We start from the raw sequence: 15898 nt of genomic DNA, 5'->3' as shown, positions 1-15898 counted from the left end.
TCGCCCCGGAGGGAATGGTGATGATCAATATTACTTTCGTGATTGCGGGGAACACCCCCGGAGCTCCAACGCCCGCAATATATATTGACGCCGCTAAACGATTTGTGAAGACATACGTCGATTTTCCCGCAGACTATGAACACAGACTGTTTTTAGTAAATTCCAATGGCGGATATACTCCAGAAATAGCCGATATATTTCGAAATGTCCCTCACGAAGTAATCGAATATCCCGCCAGTGGGTGGGACATTGGTGCGCATATATTCGCGGCCTATCTCATGAAGCCCGACGATTGGATAATGTGCTTTTCGTCGTGGGCCCATTTTAATAGACGTGGCTGGCTTCGTGCATTTGTCGACGCCAGGACGAAATTCGGAGACGGTCTGTACGGTTCGACGAGTTCATTCGAGCGCAATCCGCATATCCGAGGAACCGGCTTCTTTGTGCGGTGCGAGAGGATGCACAGATACCCGCATGGCTGTAACAGCAAAGAGGAGTCGTGGGAGTTCGAATCTGGGCCGGACAGCCTATCGCAATGGTGCCTCCGGCAAGGTTATGGGGCCTGGCTGGTGACCCCAGATACAGTAGTGCCATTAGAAAAATCTCGTAATCTTCCTAATATTTATCGCAGAGGCGATCAGTCCAATATTTTGACTTTTGACAAGCATACCGACATCTTCGAGAGGTCGTCTGAAAAAGAAAGAAAGATGCTTTCGAGGGATGCCGAAGGATACGTTCGGCGAAAGAAGCTTTCTCGCCGCATAAAGTCCTGGATCAGGAAATTCTTGGCAGCCCCTCCCCGGCAGAGCAGGGCCCCAAACGCCTGAGAAGCGACGCACAGGAAAGAAACCTGGGATTTCAGGCTAGCTAATCGATAACCGCCGGCGCTATGGCGGTTGCCGGTGCCTGAGAGGCCTGCGGGTAGGGTTGCAAGCGGGCAAACCGCGTTCGCAGAAAGGCCAGGACAGGCCGCTCGAAGGCAAAGAAGAAGCCGAGCCCGAGGAATATCGATGTGATGAAGGTTGCAGGGCGATGGTGCGGGGCCGAGAGAAACCCACGATACACGACCCAGTGGAATACATAGATCGAATAGGATGCCTCCCCCAGCCCCTGCAGAACGAAGGTCTTCAGAATCTTCCTTTCCGGGCCGAAGACCAGGGCGACGAAGATCAAGGTCGCAGGTAGGCACCAGGCGATCAGCCGTAGCCAGATCTGTCCATTGAACTCGCCCAGCAAGGCTATCAGACCAACCATCAAGATACCGGCCAGCAGGAGGTAATTCGCGGGTAAGCGCGTCAATCGGGCCCCTTCGCAATAGGCGACTCCAAGCAGGACCCCTGCCGCAAAATCCAACACGATCGGGTCCGCATAGGCGCTTATAAAAGGCACATATGGGCCCACGACCGTCACCAGGAGCAAAGCGCCTATCACGGCCGCCGCTGCCTGTCTCATAGGCAAGCAGAGCATGGCGGCAAATATTGCGTAGAAGAACACCTCGTATATGAGCGTCCAGCCTGGATTGATAATAGGTCGATCCGCCAGGGGGATGAGAAGTATAGACCCGATGAGATTGGGCATGTCCGGAAGGCCGAGCAGCAAAATGATTAAGGCCGTAGCCGCCCAATAGACCGGATAAATTCGTATCAATCTTCTTTCGATAAAGGGAAATATCGACCTACCGGATCCAAACATCGGCTTGGACGCATAGACCATCGTAAATCCAGAGATCACGAAGAATAGATCTACGCCGGCACCACCGATGTTGAAGGATTCCCAGGAATGCCTAGCCACGACCATCAGTGCCGCCACCCCGCGCAACGCCTGAATTGCGTCAATCTTCCCTTTTTTCATGAAGGCTGCACCCCGCATAGTTCTTAACGGCTATGCCCCAGTTCCGTTGCTTTAATTCCTTCGTTCCCATAGCGCATACGGAGATGCTAGACAATTGTCGCCGATGGATCAACAGCAAGAAGCGCGCTTCTTCCGCAAAGATCAGGGCACCGCAGCGTCAAAACCTCTGAGCGAAGGCGGCGAGATCGGCGTCGAGCGCGGGCCAATGGCTGTCCGCGGTGTAATCCGCAACGCCGACCAGGGCGGGGCAGGCGGTGCGCATCGCCGCAATCCAACGCATCGCCCGGTTGAACAGCAGCAGGTCGGCATGCTCGTCGGTCGTAAGCGTGCCGCCGGTCGCCACCATCGCATTGATGTTGTTCACATAGCCGTTGATGTTAGACTGCGCCTCAAGCGACGCCACAGCGAGAATGCGGCGTTTGCATTCGGCCTTGACGTCGTCGAGCGTGGGCAACAGGGCGGCTGGGATGGCTGGCGGCGAGAAGGTTCCGTCACCGTTCTGCGTGAATCCTCCGAAGACCATATCCGAGGCCTCTACATAGCCGGGGAATGATTCGTACGCGATGTTGTCCACCACGCCGTTGCTGAGTAAGGCATATTTCATTACGGAACCTTCCAGATCATGAGTTCGGTATAGATTTCGATACCGAGAGAATTTGCGGCGCCAAGTCCGTTGGTGGTCGCGAGTGAAAACTGATGTCTGACCTGCACCACTTTGGCTGAGCTAATCGTGAACGCCGCCTCACCGACAGATGCTGCCATGTCCAGGTAGGTCGGATCGCTATACATATGCCGGCCGCGACCGATTTCAGCTCCATCAGTCACATTGTAGAGCACACTCTGATGGGTCTGGCACTTGTAGCCCGGCGCTGCCCATGTCGCGAAATACGTGCCAGCCGGCAGCGTGACTTGGTTGGAGGCGAGTGACGCACCCGACAGGACATTCCGCTTCACCGTGTTAAGGGTCCGCGTTGTGGCGCTACCTGTGACCGAGGAGCCTCCGCCGGTGCCTGATGCTTGCTCTTCACGCACCCAGACATCCGGAGCCGAGGACGCGAGAATGCTGATCGCCGCCTTCGTCCCCGCCGGATCCATATAGACACCCGTGGCCGTCCCGCCCTGGGCCTCCGTCGTGGTCGCTGCGCGGGGCGTGACGGCGGCGCGCCAGGCGGTGCCGTTGGACCACAGCATGGCTTCGGTGCCCTGCGGCAGGGCGAGTGTCGTGGCGCCCTCGATCGTCTCGCTGCCGTTGCCGTCCAGGGTCAGTGCGCCGGCGCCGATATTGCGGAAGAAGAAGGCCTCGCCCGAGGCGGAAGCGGCCGTCGGCAGCGTGAAGGTGATCGCGCTCGCCTTGTTGGCGACGAGCATGCCGCCGGCGTCGGCCGTGGTCACCGTATAGTCGGCGGTCTTGATGGTTTCGACCAGCTTGGAGAAGAACCCCACGGCCGTGGTCGCGGCCTTCGCGTCGAGCGAGGATTGCAGGTTGGCGACGGTGCTGATCGCCTGCGTTCCCGTATGGTTGGTCCGGTTGAACGCATCGGCGGCCTTGCCCTGCGGGTCATAGGTCGCGGCCAGCATGTCGCCCGTGCCGGTGCCCGCCGTGCCTTTGGCCGCCATCAGGCTCCAGGCCGTCTGCCAGGATGCGCCGACGCCCGGCTGCGTGGTCGAACCCGCCGTGTGGGCGAGGATGCAGAAATAGGACGAGCCGCCGTTCTGCACGGCGTCCGCCACGGCATAGGCCGTGCCGGTGGCCCATTGCCCCTTCCAGCTGATCCTCGACTGTGCCGCGCTCGCGGCGGCGGCTGTAGCGGAGGCCCCCGCATTCGTCGCCGATGTCCCCGCGCTCGATGCCGCCGCCGAAGCGCTCGCCGCGCTCCCGGAAGCGGCGGAGGCCGCGCCCTGGGCCGTTGCCGACGACGAAGCGGCGCTATCCGCCGAAGCCTGCGCGGCCGCCGCCAGGCCGTCCAGCACGGGCGTGACCGCCGCCAGCTGGCCGACCGTCACGGCGCTGGAGGTCTGCGTGCCGTCGGCAAGGTTGGCGAGTTCGTTGCCGCCGGCATCGAGCGTGCCGGCGCCGGGCGTGTCGGTCTCGCGCAGGGTGATGCCGCGGGCGACCCGCTCATAGAGCCGCTGCATCATCATGGTGAGCCGGTCGAAGGCGCCGTTCGCCGTCGCCGCCGGCAGCGGTCCGCCGTCCTGCAGGTTCATGGGCTGCGTCAGCGGCACGTCGCGGTAGATCACTACGGTGACGCCGGAGGCCGGCGCCGTCGTGAACGTCACCGTGCCGCCGGCCGGGTTGCCGGCGCCGGAGACCGTATAGTCGGTGCCGAGCACCTGGAGGGTTTGGGTGCCGTCGGGCGCGCGCAGCAGCGCCACCAGGTCGGAGGCTGCGGTGAAGGGAATGGAAAAGGCGAAGGCGGTGTTCAGCCCGTCGCCGCCATAGGAGCGGCGATTGTCGTTGGTCGTAATGGACATCGATGCCTCGGGAACCCAGGTCGCGAGTGGAAGGGAAAGACAGGGGTGCGGGATGTCGTTGCGCGGAACAGGGCGTGCGCGTGCGGGGACTGCGATGGTCGGGGACCATCGTCCGGGTGGAATGCGTCGAAGGAAGCGGAAATGCGGACGCCTGCGAGGCCGCCCCCCCTTCGACGAAGTTCAACGGGGCGCGGAAAAGCCCCTTTCCAAGATGAAACCCGTTTTCCTCGAGCCTGAAAGGCTCGGGTCAAAATAAAGCCCCGGCCGCTGAAAGCAGACCGGGGCACAAATCTCTATCGTTCTTAAAAGATAACATCTGCCCACGAAGCGAGTCAACGCGAGCGCAGAAATAATCAGCGGCTGGCCTGGACGGCTGCCTTCAGGATACGGATGAAATCGGTATAGAAGCCCCGCGCGGTATGCGCCTCATGGGTGAGGAAGGCGAGTTCCACCGACATTCGCGGCTGCGTCCGCCGCAGGAAAAGCCCGTCCTTCGCCATGCTCCGTGCCGTCAGCTCGTCGACGATGGCGGCGCCCCCGCCGGCAGCCGCGAAGGCGCAGGCGAGGAAATAGGTCTGCACCTCGACGGCCGGATTGTAGGGATGGCCGGCTGCCTCGAGATTGCGGGCGATGAGGTCGCCGATCTTGTCGCTGCGCGAAATGCCGACCAGTTCGGAACTGTCGATCTCGGTGAGGCGGACGTCCCCTCCCGGCACGGCGCTGAAATGGACGAGGTCCACTTCGGCGAGCACCTGCGTCCGCAATCCCGGATGCTCGCTCGGGAACAGCGTCACGGCGAAATCCAGCCGGCGCGCGTGCAGGGCGGCGACGAGGGCGTCGATGTGGTCGGTCTCGACCTCGCAGGTCACCGCCGGATAGTTGCGCCGGAACGCCCCGATCACCCGGGGCATGATCGACAGCCCGAGGCTCGGCAGGCAGCCGATATGCAGCCGCCCCTCCGGAAAGCGGCGCAGATTCGCCGACAGCGTCCTGAGCTGCTCGAGCCCCCGATGCAGCTTCGCCACCTCGACATGCAGCACCTCCGCCTCGACTGTCGGCTGCAGGCGACCCTTCACGCGCTCGAACAGCTTGAAGCCGAGCGAGATCTCGGCGTGCTGCAGGACCTTGCTCGCCGCCGGCTGCGAGACACCGAGCAGGGCCGCCGCCTTGCTGATGGAGCCCGTCTGCTTGACGGCGTGGAAAACCTCGATGTGACGGAGCCGCATGGGCCTCTCCCGATTGCCCCTGCACATAACCCAAGGTTATTGATACCGTCCATAATGCGTTTTGACCCGGCGTCGTCTTTTGACGAAATTCACAGGAATGATCCGGGGAACGGCCCAGTTTGCAACAGGCCTCGCTCAATCTCCCGGACGCCGTCATAACCGCCATGCGGAACCAGAAGAGAAGCCATCCATGTCCAAAGCCTCTGCTCCCGTGCCATTCCTGAAAGGCGCCTTCCTCGGCGCCCTCATGGTATCGGCCGCGACGCTCGCGCCCGCCCAGGCCTCGACCTTCCGCCTGGGGGTTTTCGCCGATGCCCTGACGATCGACCCGATCGCATCGAGCGACAATGCTTCCATCTGGCTGGAGTTGCAGGTCTACGACCAGCTCGTCCGCCCGAGCGAGGACGGCACCAGGCTGGAGCCGGGCATCGCCGAATCCTGGACGATTTCGCCCGACGGCAAGCAATTCCGCTTCAAGCTGCGGCCCGACGCCAAGTTTTCCGACGGCCAGCCGGTCACGGCGGCCGACGTCGCCTTCTCGCTCCAGCGGGCCTCCAGCGAGAAATCCGAATGGGCGCGCTTCTTCAAGCCGATCACGCATTACGACGTCGTCGACGACCACACGATCGTCATGACGCTCGACAAGCCGTTCACGCCGATCCTGAACAATCTCGCGCTGTTCAGCGCCTCGATCCTGCCGGCCAAGCTCGTCGAGGCTCAGGGCGCCGCCTTCTTCGACCATCCGATCGGCTCCGGCCCCTTCGTGCTCAAATCCTGGAGCCGTGGCCAGGGCCAGGAACTCGAGAAGAACCCGAATTACTGGGAGAAGGGCAAACCGGCGATCGACGGCGCCTCCATCGAGGTCGTGCCCGAGGACAATTCGCGCGTCCTGAAGCTGAAGGCCGGCGAGCTCGACGCCATCATCAACGTGCCCTTCAACCAGGCCGAGAGCCTCAAATCGGATCCGGACGTCCAGGTCGGCGTCGCGCCGGTTTTCCGCATCGATCTCGTGCAGCTCAACACCACCCGCAAGCCCTTCGACAACAAGGCGGTCCGCCAGGCGCTGAACTACGCGCTCGACAAGGCGGCGATCGTCAAGGGCATCCTGCGCGGCAACGCCAAGCCGGCGACCTCCTCCATTCCCGTCATGGCCTATCACGACAGCGCGCTGAAGCCCTATCCGCTCGATCTCGCCAAGGCGAAGGCGCTGCTGGCCGAAGGCGGTGTGCCCGACGGCTTCAAGACCAGCATGCTCGTTTCGGCCGGCGACGCCACCGAGCGCCAGGTCGCCAGCGCGATCCAGGCCTCGCTCAAGAAGATCGGCGTCGACGTCGCCTTGCAGACGATCGAGGACAGCTCGCAGTTCAGCACCACCAAGAGCGGCAATTACGAGATGTCGCTGAGCTACGCCACCAGCGACACCATCGATCCCGACCAGCTGGTCGGCTTCACCGCCGTCAATCCCGAACGGGCCAATGCCTTCCACACGCAGTGGAAGAGCGACCGGGTCAACGAGCTCTACGCGGCCGAACGGGCGACGCCGGACGGGCCGGAGCGCGGCAAGCAGTTCCAGGAGATCGAACAGATCGTGCATGACGGCGCGCCCTTCATCTTCCTCTACACGCCGAATGCGCCCTATGCGGCCCGCAAGAACGTCAGCGGCTTCGAGGTGCTGCCGACGGCGAATTATTCGCTCAAGAACGTCGTCGTGAAGTAGAGGCAGCATGGCGCGTGTCCCGCCGGACGGTGGGACGCGTGCCGTTGCCCGGAACCCATCATGAACGTCGTCTTCTTCAGCCTTTCGCGCCTGCTGCAGCTGATCCCCGTGCTCCTCGGCATCACGCTCGTCGCCTTCCTGCTGCTGCGGGTGATGCCGGGCGATCCGGCGACGTTGATGCTGGGCAGTCGCGGCACGCCGGAGGACATCGCCGCGCTCACCCGGCAGCTCGGCCTCGACCGGCCGCTCTGGCTGCAATATCTCTCCTTCCTCAGTGACATCGTGCAAGGCAGCTTCGGCCGCTCCATTGCCTACAAGACGCAGATCGGCCCGCTGCTGATCGAAAGACTGTGGCCGACGCTAGCGCTCGTCGGGCTCAGCACCGTCTTCGCGCTGATCATGACGGTGCCGCTCGCCCTCTACACCGCGGTGCGCCGCAACAGCCTCGCCGATCACGCCGTGAAGTTCTTCTTCGTCGCCGCCATGTCGATGCCGCCCTTCTGGCTCGGCGTGCTGCTCGTCCTGCTGCTGTCGATCGTCTTTCCGGTGTTTCCCGTGTCGGGCTACGGCAAAGACTGGCTCGACCGGCTGCATCATCTCACGCTGCCTGCGATCATCATCGCGCTCGGCACCGCGGCCCTGACCATCCGCTCGCTGCGCAGCTCGGTCATCGCGGTGCTCGGCGCCGATTATGTCGATACCGCGCGCGCCAAGGGCCTGCCGGAAGGCACCGTGATCTGGCGCCACGTGCTGCGCAACTCGCTGACCTCGACGATCTCGGTGCTGGCCGTCCATACGTCCTGGGTCATCGGCGGCACGGTGGTGATCGAGACGGTGTTCGGCATTCCCGGCCTCGGCTCGCTGCTCGTCTCCTCGATCAGCGCGCGCGACTATCCTCTCGTCCAGGGGCTGACGGTCACCTTCGCCGTCCTCGTCGTGCTGATCAACCTGCTTGCCGACATCGCCTATTCCATCGTCGATCCGCGCGTGAGCCTGTCATGAGGCGGCTCGTCGGCGAGGAGACGATACGGCGCTTCGCGCGCAACCGCAGCCTGCAGGTCGGGCTCCTCATGCTGGCGATGATCGCCGTCGCCAGCCTCCTCGGGCCCTCGCTGGTGCCCTATGATCCGCTCGAGCTCGATTTCGGCAATGTGCTGCAGGCCCCGACCCTGCAGCATTGGTTCGGAACCGACGATCTCGGCCGCGACGTGCTGGCGCGGGTGGTCGCGGCCGGCCAGGTCGACATGCAGGTCGTCTCGATCTGCGTGCTGCTGCCCTTCCTGATCGGCAGTTCGATCGGGCTCGTCTCCGGCTATTTCGGCGGCTGGATCGATCTCCTGATCATGCGTTTCGTCGACATCCTCTGGGCATTTCCCTTCTATGTGCTGGTCATCAGCATCGTCGGGGCGCTCGGCCCGAGCACGACCAACATCTACCTGGCCTTTTCGCTGGTGGTGTGGATCTCCTTCGCCCGCATCGTCAGGGGCGAGGTCCTGCTGGCGCGGCGGCTCGAATATACCCAGGCCGTCTCGGTGCTCGGCTACAGCCATGCCCGCATCATGCTGCGCCATGTCCTGCCCAACGTGATCACCCCGGCGATCGTCTTCATGATGGCGGATGTCGTGTTGACCATCCTCGGCGTCACCTCCCTCGGCTTCCTCGGCCTCGGCATCCAGCCGCCGACGCCGGAATGGGGCGTGATGATCGCCGACGGCCGCAATTTCATCCAGGACGGCTGGTGGATCTCGCTGTTCCCCGGCCTCGCCATCATCTTCGTCGGCGTCACCTTCACCCTGATCGGCGACGGGCTGGACGATTTCCTGAGGCCGAAGGCATGAGCGGGGCCAACGATATCGCGATCGCGGTCGAAGACCTGCGCGTGACCTTCGGCAAGCCGCCGCATGCGGTCACCGCCGTCGACGGCGTCAGCTTCGCCATCCGCCAGGGCGAGATCTTCGGCCTCGTCGGCGAATCGGGCTGCGGCAAGAGCGTCACCTGCCGCTCGCTGATCCAGCTCTTCGGCGGCGCGCGGCCGGCATCGATCGAAGGCATGATCGCCTTCGGCGGTCGCGACCTCGCCCGGCTCGCGCCGAGGGAGTTCGTCGACATCCGCGGCAGCCAGATCGCCATGATCTTCCAGGACCCGATGTCGGCGCTGAACCCGACGATGCGCATCGGGCGCCAGATCGAGGAAGGGCTGCGCCGCCACGAGAAGCTCACCGCCCGCCAGGCGCGGACGCGGGCGATCGATCTTCTGAAATCGGTCGGCGTCACCGCGCCGGAGCGCCGCCTCGAAGCCTATCCGCATGCCTTCAGCGGCGGCATGCGCCAGCGCGTCCTCATCGCCATCGCCCTGGCGTGCCGCCCGAAGCTGCTCATCGCCGACGAGCCGACGACGGCGCTCGACGTCACCGTGCAGGACCAGATCCTCAAGCTCATCCTGGCGCTGCGCGCCGAAACCGGCATGGCGGTGCTCTTCGTCACCCACGATCTCGGCGTCGTCGCCCAGACCTGCGACCGCGTCGGCGTGATGTATGCCGGCCGCATCGTCGAGCTCGCCGAAACGGACCGGCTCTTCGCCAATCCCGCGCATCCCTATACGCGGGCGCTCCTCAACGCGCTGCCGGCGCATGCGGGCCGCTCGGGCCGGCTGCAGCCGATCGGGGGCGCCCCGCCCAACCTCGCCTCGCCGCCGCCCGGATGCCGCTTCCATCCGCGCTGCCGCCATGCCGTGCCGGCCTGCGAGAGCACGCAGCCGCCGCTCGTGGCGATCGAGCCGGGCCATGCCGGCGCATGCCTGAGGATCGGAGAGCTGGCATGAACCTCCCCTCCTCCGCGCCGCTCCTCTCGGTCCGCCATTTGTCCAAGACCTTCGTCCTGCCGCGCAACAGCCGGGATCTCCTCACCGGCGCGCCCAGGCAGCGCCTGCAGGCCCTGCGCGACGTCTCGCTCACCGTGCAGCCCGGCGAGATCCTCGGCATCGTCGGCGAATCCGGCTGCGGCAAGAGCACGCTCGGCCGCTGCCTCGCCGGACTGGAAACGCCGGACCAGGGCGACCTCTTGTGGCAGGGCGAAAGCCTGTCGGCCATGCGGAGCCGCCGGGAACGGGCACGGCGCATCCAGATGGTGTTCCAGGATCCCTATGCCTCGCTCAATCCGCGCATGTCGCTCGGGCAGATGCTGGAGGAGGTCCTCCATGTCCACGGCCTCGCCGGCGATGCCGCCGAGCGCCGCGAGAGGGTCGACGAATTGCTGCTGATGGTCGGGCTGACGCCGCTCCTCAAGGACAGGCTGCCCCACGCCATCAGCGGCGGCCAGCGCCAGCGCATCAGCATCGCCCGCGCCCTGGCGGTCGAGCCGCAATTGCTGGTCGCCGACGAGCCGGTTTCGGCCCTCGACGCCTCGGTGCAGGCCCAGATCATCAACCTCCTCGAAGATCTGCGCGCCCGTCTCGGCATCGCGATCATCTTCATCGCCCACGACCTCAACGTGGTCCGTCACATCAGCGACCGCATCGCGGTGATGTATCTCGGCGAGGTCGTCGAAACCGCCGTGACCGAGACGCTGTTCGGCCGGCCCGAGCATCCCTACACCCGCGGCCTTCTCGCGGCGATCCCGATGCCGGATCCGCGGCTTCGCACCAACGTCCCGAGCCTTGCGGGCGAGCTTCCCGATCCCCTCCACCCGCCCGAGGGCTGCAGCTTCTCGACCCGATGCCCCCATGTCGTCGAGGCATGCGGCATGCGGCATCCTGCCCTGCTCCCGGAGATCGGCGAGCACGCCGTCCGCTGCCTCAATCCGGCGGCCTCCACGCAATTCGCATTTGCCGGGGGCGCGACCCACCCAACACAGGAAATCGACTGATGTTCTTCCGGAAATCGGCGCCGATCGACGCGATCGGCGAGGAGATCGTGCGAGCGACGCTGGAGCGGTTCGGCGAGCACGGCCTCGATGCGGACAGGTTCGCCCTCACGATGCTGCTCCACCCGGCCGCGGGCAGGGCCTTCGGCGAAGGCGCGACTCTGCCCGAGGGTTATTCCTACCGCGGCGGGGAGCCTTTCTATCCCTGCAGCGTCGTCAAGATGTTCTACCTCGTCGCGGCGCAGGCGGCTTTCGAAGCAGGCCGCGTCGCCGAGACGGCGGAACTCGATCGCGCCATGCACGACATGATCAAATGGTCGAGCAACACCGCGACCAATTACATCATCGACGTCCTGACCGGCACGACGGGCGACACCGATCTCGATCCCGCGGAGATGCCGGCATGGATCGAGGCCCGCAACTCGATCAATGCCTATTTCCAGGGGTTCGGCCTGCCGGAGTTCGCCGGCATCAACGTCTCGCAGAAACTGATGGACGACGATCGCTACGGCCGGGAAAAGACCTTCGTGCGCCTCGGCGGCAACAACCACAACCGCCTCACGACCGACGCCGCCGCCTCGATGATGGCCCGGATCATGGACGGGAGCATGGTCTCGCCCCAGCGCTCGCAGGCGATGGCGGACTATCTCTACCGGCCGCGCGACAAGGCCTTCGTGCAGACGTCCGGGGCGCAGGTGCTCAACTATATGGGAGCCGATCTACCGGAAGGCGCTGAATTCTGGTCGAAGGCCGGCTGGACCGGATGGACGCGCGATCCCCTGGCGAGCTACCGCCGCCACGACGCCATCCATGTCGCGCTGCCGACGGGCCGGCGCTTCACCCTGGTCGCCTTCACCCAGGGCGAACGGATCTCGGCCGACCCGAAGATCATGCCCTTCATCGGCCGCAAGGCGGCGGAGCTGGTGGCCGCCTCATAGCCGCTCACGGCGTCGCCGCGGTGGGCCCTGTGCCGATGAAATCGACGGTGACGCCCTTGGCAACCATGGAGGCCAGGGTCAGCGCATCCCAATTGGTCAGCCGCACGCAGCCATGGGAATAGCGCTTCGAGATCTTGCCGGGCTCGGGCGCGCCATGGATGCCGTAGCCCTCGCCGTTCAGGGCGATCCACACGATGCCGACCGGGTTGTTCGGCCCGGGCGCGATGGTGAACGGCCGCCGCGCCTTGACGCCCTTGAACTTGTATTTGGGATTATAGGTGTAGTTCGGCCTGAAATTGACGTCTTCGACCTGCAGCGTCCCCGACGGCGCCGGCTTGTCCTCGCTGCCGATCGAAGCGGGGAAGAAGCCGACGAGCTTGCCGGCGGCGTCAAAGGCCCGCACCGTCAGCCTGTCCTTGTCGACCTCGATGCGCGTCACCCGGTTCTGCCCGGGCATCGGCGCCTTGAATGCCGGCGGCGGCGGCACGGCGGCGACGGCGATAGGATGGCCTGCCCGCCTGAAGCGCTCATGCGGGTTCAGCGCCCGCAGCAGGTCCGGGCTCATATGAAACCTCTCCGCGAGGGCCTCGACCGGATTGCGATAGCCGAGGCGGCGCAGACGGGCCATCGCCTCCATCTTCGCCGGCATGTGCCTGGTGAAGGGCCCCTTCACATCCGATCGCGAGATCTCGTAGTCGACGATGACCGGTGGGCCGGACGAAGCGGCGAGCCCGTCCCAGGTCGCCGGGTCGAGAACCCCGCTGCCCGGCAGGCCGTGATCGCCCTGATAGGCCGCCAGCGCCTTGGTGAAATTGTCGCCGGGATGCCCGTCGATCTCACCCGGCGAATAGCCGGCACGATCGAGAAGGATCTCGGCCTTGACCAGCGACGGGTCGAACGGCTTGACGGCCGCCGACGTGAAAATGGCGGCGTTGATGGCGTCGGCGTCGAGTTTCGCGGCGCTCGCCGCACCGGGACACAGGATCGCCAGCGTGACGATCGCGACCGCATGAAAGCGCATGAATGTCTCCCGACCTGTCCCGATAGCGAACTCGGAGACCGGCCCAAGAGTTCCTTCAATGAGGCCCGCGGCGCGAGCCGCCACGCGTGACGATCGCCGGTGCGAAGGTATCGCGCCGGCGATCGGCCGCCGTCATCGAGGCCGTCTTACGCGGAAGCCTTCTCGCGAACCGGCAGCTTCCAGCCCGGGCGAACGAAATGGCAGGTATAGCCGTTGGGATAATGTTCGAGATAATCCTGATGCTCGGGCTCGGCTTCCCAGAAGTCTCCGGCCGGCGCGACCTCGGTCACCACTTTGCCCGGCCACAATCCCGAGGCCTCGACATCGGCGATGGTGTCTTCGACGACCCGCTTCTGCTCTTCGCTCGTGTAGAAGATCGCCGAGCGATAGCTGGTGCCGATGTCGTTGCCCTGGCGGTTGCGCGTGGTCGGATCGTGGATCTGGAAGAAGAACTCCAGGAGTTGCCGGTAACTGAGCTTGGCGGGATCGAAGATGATCTCGATGGCCTCGGCATGCGTGCCATGATTGCGATAGGTCGCGTTCGGCACGTCTCCGCCCGAATAGCCCACGCGGGTGGTTATCACGCCGTCATAGCGGCGGATCAGATCCTGCATGCCCCAGAAACATCCCCCGGCGAGTACGGCACGTTCTTTGCTCATCGCATAGCCTCCATTTTCACCAAAGGTGGTCACGATGCGCCGGAATAGCAATATCCGCGGCCGTCCCATCGTGCATACGAGACGGTTCGTCCTGAAGGACCGGTCGGAGCCGGCGGGCGGAAAGGCGCGGCGCGGGCGGGCGCTGGAAGCGGATAGCCGAAACGCGCCGCGCCCCTCCGACCACGCCGACACACGGCTCGTGTCGTCTCGCCCGCAACCGGACCGTCATGAAAGGCGCAGTCCGCGTTCGGCCTCCATGCGGCGTTTCCAGCGGGTCCTGAGGTCGCCGGGGCGGGAGCCGTGGCATTCGTCGAGAAACTCGGCGGCGAGGATGCGGTCGGTCCTGAAATGCCGGAAATCCCGGCGAAGCTCGCACCAGGCCGCCAGCAGGCGTACCGTCTCGGCATAGCCGATGATCACCGGCCAGATGGTCCGCTCGCTGTCCTCGCTGTGTTGGTCTCGATAGCGGATCCGTATCTTGCGCCCGCTGCGGATCCATGCGCGGGTGCGGGCGATATCCAGCCCGTCGGGCGCTGCCATCGTGCCGGACGGCGCGCCGACGGTGGGCTCGGCGATGAAGGGCCGCAGACGTTCCGGGACGGCGGTGGCGATCTTGGCGATCAGATCGCGCGCCGCGGCGGCCAGCACCGCATCTCCCCGCTCGGCGACCCATTGCGCACCGAGCACGGCTGCTTCGATCTCGTCCGGCGTAAGCATCAGCGGCGGCATGTCGAAATCGCGGTCGAGGACGTAACCCAGCCCCGCCTCGCCGCGGATCGGCACTCTCTGCGCCATCAAGTCGGCGATATCGCGGTAGACCGACCGCTTCGACACTTCCAACTCCCCGGCCAGCAGGCCGGCGGTGACCGGCCGGCCCGAGCGCCGCAGGATCTGGATGATCTGAAACAGTCGGTCGGCCCGGCGCATGGCGATCTCCTTGCTGACACCATGCTGGCAGCAGGGCTCGGCTACAAGCCCGACAGCGTCTTATCCGGATGGGCTGGCGGACCATCCGGATCGTTCGCGCCGCGCGCGACCCGCCCCGTATCGCACCGCATCCCATCGGATCCGCCCAACGGAAGGAAAATGCATGGATTTCGTCTCGACACGTCTCATCACCGACGACATCAAGCGCCTGGTCGGCTTCTATGAAGAAATCAGCGGCCTGCCGGCGAAGTGGTATACCGACGACTTCGCCGAATTGGCGACCCCCTCCTGCACGCTGGCGATCGGCAGCACGCGGACCATGGCGCTGTTCGGGGCGGGGGCTGCCCGCGCTGCCGACAATCATACGGCGATCATCGAGTTCCGCGTCGACGACGTCGACAGGGAATATGAAAGACTGGAGAACGTGGTTGGCGATGTCGTCCAGAGACCGACGACCCAGCCATGGGGGAACCGGTCGTTGCTGTTTCGCGATCCTGACGGCAACCTGATCAATTTCTTCACGCCTGTGCGCCCGCCCCAGGAAAGGTGAGCGATGCGGGCGGCGGCGGCCGCGGCGCCGCTCGCCTGCAGGCACCCCGAGGCACGGCCAGACAACGGCGGCACGCGGCAATGACAGGCTCCGCAATGCCGGGAACGTTGACATCGCCCCTAACCGGTGATCGTTGGAAACAGCAGGAGGCGAGGAAATCACCGATCCGTGATTATGGTAAAATTTTCATTTTCAACGCGCTCGAAAAAATTATAGTGGCCCTGGCTTGGAGAAGGTGAATCTTCTCGCCCGACACCGACGGATCGATCGTCGGAAGACCCCTGCGAGGCGGTTGCAAAGGGAAGGCATCTGTCATGCCACGCAACAAGCTCACCATCTCGTTGAGCGATGATGTCAGGGACGCGCTCGTCCGGAGAGACGCACCGGCGGAGCGGCAGGGCGCCGACATCCGCGAACGGGAAACTTATCCGCATATCGCGCCGGTCCGCTGCGCGCTCCCCGTCGGACCGGAGGAGGCCGGCGAACCTGCCGCCAAGAGGCACGCCATCGCCGCGGAAGGATGACCAAGGTAGGCGGCTGACGTCGACGCCTCGGCGCCTTTACATGCACCTGTAATTCCACGCGCCAGGCGGGCAGCCATGCTCCGCATCGTCCATGCGCGACCGCCATTGCCCGCGTCTTCCCCCTCGAACGCCTTCCCGCCCCGGCTTTC

Annotated in this window: 15 protein-coding genes; 8 read left to right on the top strand and 7 right to left on the bottom strand. The window is 64.7% G+C overall.

What is annotated here, in order from left to right; translation table 11 throughout:
* Positions 1–867: 867 nt before the first annotated feature.
* The 4 genes from J3R73_RS04550 to J3R73_RS04535 form a co-directional block, all read right to left on the bottom strand.
* Positions 868–1851, bottom strand: a complete 984-nt coding sequence (locus tag J3R73_RS04550) for an acyltransferase family protein (RefSeq protein ID WP_307422963.1) — start codon at positions 1849–1851, stop codon at positions 868–870.
* A 157-nt stretch (positions 1852–2008) separates the two neighbouring features.
* Complete coding sequence (locus tag J3R73_RS04545; protein ID WP_307422960.1) at positions 2009–2455, bottom strand: hypothetical protein; 447 nt, start codon at positions 2453–2455, stop codon at positions 2009–2011.
* Complete coding sequence (locus J3R73_RS04540; protein WP_307422955.1) at positions 2455–4326, bottom strand: hypothetical protein; 1872 nt, start codon at positions 4324–4326, stop codon at positions 2455–2457. The genes J3R73_RS04545 and J3R73_RS04540 overlap by 1 nt, the downstream gene beginning before the upstream one ends.
* 353 nt (positions 4327–4679) lie before the next feature.
* A complete protein-coding gene (locus tag J3R73_RS04535; RefSeq protein ID WP_307422952.1) occupies positions 4680–5552 on the bottom strand; it encodes a LysR family transcriptional regulator in 873 nt (290 codons plus the stop codon).
* A gap of 190 nt (positions 5553–5742) precedes the next feature.
* On the opposite strand from J3R73_RS04535, the gene J3R73_RS04530 reads away from it, so the two are divergent.
* From J3R73_RS04530 to J3R73_RS04505, 6 genes are read left to right on the top strand one after another with little or no spacing between them, the layout of a single operon-like run.
* Positions 5743–7269: an ABC transporter substrate-binding protein gene (locus J3R73_RS04530; RefSeq protein WP_307422949.1), complete on the top strand. Its 1527-nt coding sequence runs from the start codon at positions 5743–5745 to the stop codon at positions 7267–7269.
* A 60-nt stretch (positions 7270–7329) separates the two neighbouring features.
* Positions 7330–8271, top strand: coding sequence for an ABC transporter permease (locus J3R73_RS04525; protein ID WP_307422947.1), 942 nt, complete (start codon positions 7330–7332; stop codon positions 8269–8271).
* Positions 8268–9107: an ABC transporter permease gene (locus J3R73_RS04520; protein WP_307422944.1), complete on the top strand. Its 840-nt coding sequence runs from the start codon at positions 8268–8270 to the stop codon at positions 9105–9107. The genes J3R73_RS04525 and J3R73_RS04520 overlap by 4 nt, the downstream gene beginning before the upstream one ends.
* Positions 9104–10090 carry an ABC transporter ATP-binding protein gene (locus J3R73_RS04515; protein WP_307422941.1) on the top strand — a complete coding sequence of 329 codons (987 nt, stop codon included), beginning with the start codon at positions 9104–9106 and terminating at the stop codon, positions 10088–10090. The genes J3R73_RS04520 and J3R73_RS04515 overlap by 4 nt, the downstream gene beginning before the upstream one ends.
* On the top strand, positions 10087–11133 hold the full coding sequence (locus tag J3R73_RS04510; protein WP_307422938.1) for an ABC transporter ATP-binding protein: 1047 nt from the start codon (positions 10087–10089) through the stop codon (positions 11131–11133). The genes J3R73_RS04515 and J3R73_RS04510 overlap by 4 nt, the downstream gene beginning before the upstream one ends.
* The gene (locus J3R73_RS04505; RefSeq protein WP_307422935.1) at positions 11133–12068 is read left to right on the top strand and encodes a serine hydrolase; all 936 of its coding nucleotides are present in this window, start codon (positions 11133–11135) and stop codon (positions 12066–12068) included. The genes J3R73_RS04510 and J3R73_RS04505 overlap by 1 nt, the downstream gene beginning before the upstream one ends.
* 4 nt (positions 12069–12072) lie before the next feature.
* Here the strand turns inward: J3R73_RS04505 and J3R73_RS04500 are convergent, their stop codons facing one another.
* The 3 genes from J3R73_RS04500 to J3R73_RS04490 form a co-directional block, all read right to left on the bottom strand.
* On the bottom strand, positions 12073–13089 hold the full coding sequence (locus tag J3R73_RS04500; protein ID WP_307422932.1) for a L,D-transpeptidase family protein: 1017 nt from the start codon (positions 13087–13089) through the stop codon (positions 12073–12075).
* 146 nt (positions 13090–13235) lie between these two features.
* Positions 13236–13748, bottom strand: a complete 513-nt coding sequence (gene msrA, locus J3R73_RS04495) for a peptide-methionine (S)-S-oxide reductase MsrA (protein WP_307422928.1) — start codon at positions 13746–13748, stop codon at positions 13236–13238.
* A gap of 225 nt (positions 13749–13973) precedes the next feature.
* A complete protein-coding gene (locus tag J3R73_RS04490; protein WP_307422925.1) occupies positions 13974–14675 on the bottom strand; it encodes a helix-turn-helix transcriptional regulator in 702 nt (233 codons plus the stop codon).
* Positions 14676–14838: 163 nt separating this feature from the next.
* On the opposite strand from J3R73_RS04490, the gene J3R73_RS04485 reads away from it, so the two are divergent.
* Together J3R73_RS04485 and J3R73_RS04480 are read left to right on the top strand one after the other, a co-directional pair.
* Entirely contained in the window at positions 14839–15225 is a 387-nt protein-coding gene (locus tag J3R73_RS04485; protein WP_307422922.1) for a VOC family protein, read from the top strand.
* Positions 15226–15539: 314 nt separating this feature from the next.
* Complete coding sequence (locus J3R73_RS04480) at positions 15540–15749, top strand: hypothetical protein (protein ID WP_307422919.1); 210 nt, start codon at positions 15540–15542, stop codon at positions 15747–15749.
* Positions 15750–15898: the final 149 nt, after the last annotated feature.

The sequence above is a fragment of the Labrys monachus genome, from assembly GCF_030814655.1.
Classification (GTDB): domain Bacteria; phylum Pseudomonadota; class Alphaproteobacteria; order Rhizobiales; family Labraceae; genus Labrys; species Labrys monacha.
The sequence above is the reverse complement of the archived record's forward strand: the minus strand, read 5'-3'. Positions and strand labels throughout refer to the sequence as shown.

Excerpts from the sequence above, each read along its gene's own strand:
- J3R73_RS04550 (WP_307422963.1), bottom strand. The coding sequence starts at position 1,851 with ATGAAAAAAGGGAAGATTGACGCAATTCAGGCGTTGCGCGGGGTGGCG.
- J3R73_RS04545 (WP_307422960.1), bottom strand. The coding sequence starts at position 2,455 with ATGAAATATGCCTTACTCAGCAACGGCGTGGTGGACAACATCGCGTAC.
- J3R73_RS04540 (WP_307422955.1), bottom strand. The coding sequence starts at position 4,326 with ATGTCCATTACGACCAACGACAATCGCCGCTCCTATGGCGGCGACGGG.
- J3R73_RS04535 (WP_307422952.1), bottom strand. The coding sequence starts at position 5,552 with ATGCGGCTCCGTCACATCGAGGTTTTCCACGCCGTCAAGCAGACGGGC.
- J3R73_RS04530 (WP_307422949.1), top strand. The coding sequence starts at position 5,743 with ATGTCCAAAGCCTCTGCTCCCGTGCCATTCCTGAAAGGCGCCTTCCTC.
- J3R73_RS04525 (WP_307422947.1), top strand. The coding sequence starts at position 7,330 with ATGAACGTCGTCTTCTTCAGCCTTTCGCGCCTGCTGCAGCTGATCCCC.
- J3R73_RS04520 (WP_307422944.1), top strand. The coding sequence starts at position 8,268 with ATGAGGCGGCTCGTCGGCGAGGAGACGATACGGCGCTTCGCGCGCAAC.
- J3R73_RS04515 (WP_307422941.1), top strand. The coding sequence starts at position 9,104 with ATGAGCGGGGCCAACGATATCGCGATCGCGGTCGAAGACCTGCGCGTG.
- J3R73_RS04510 (WP_307422938.1), top strand. The coding sequence starts at position 10,087 with ATGAACCTCCCCTCCTCCGCGCCGCTCCTCTCGGTCCGCCATTTGTCC.
- J3R73_RS04505 (WP_307422935.1), top strand. The coding sequence starts at position 11,133 with ATGTTCTTCCGGAAATCGGCGCCGATCGACGCGATCGGCGAGGAGATC.
- J3R73_RS04500 (WP_307422932.1), bottom strand. The coding sequence starts at position 13,089 with ATGCGCTTTCATGCGGTCGCGATCGTCACGCTGGCGATCCTGTGTCCC.
- msrA (WP_307422928.1), bottom strand. The coding sequence starts at position 13,748 with ATGAGCAAAGAACGTGCCGTACTCGCCGGGGGATGTTTCTGGGGCATG.
- J3R73_RS04490 (WP_307422925.1), bottom strand. The coding sequence starts at position 14,675 with ATGCGCCGGGCCGACCGACTGTTTCAGATCATCCAGATCCTGCGGCGC.
- J3R73_RS04485 (WP_307422922.1), top strand. The coding sequence starts at position 14,839 with ATGGATTTCGTCTCGACACGTCTCATCACCGACGACATCAAGCGCCTG.
- J3R73_RS04480 (WP_307422919.1), top strand. The coding sequence starts at position 15,540 with ATGCCACGCAACAAGCTCACCATCTCGTTGAGCGATGATGTCAGGGAC.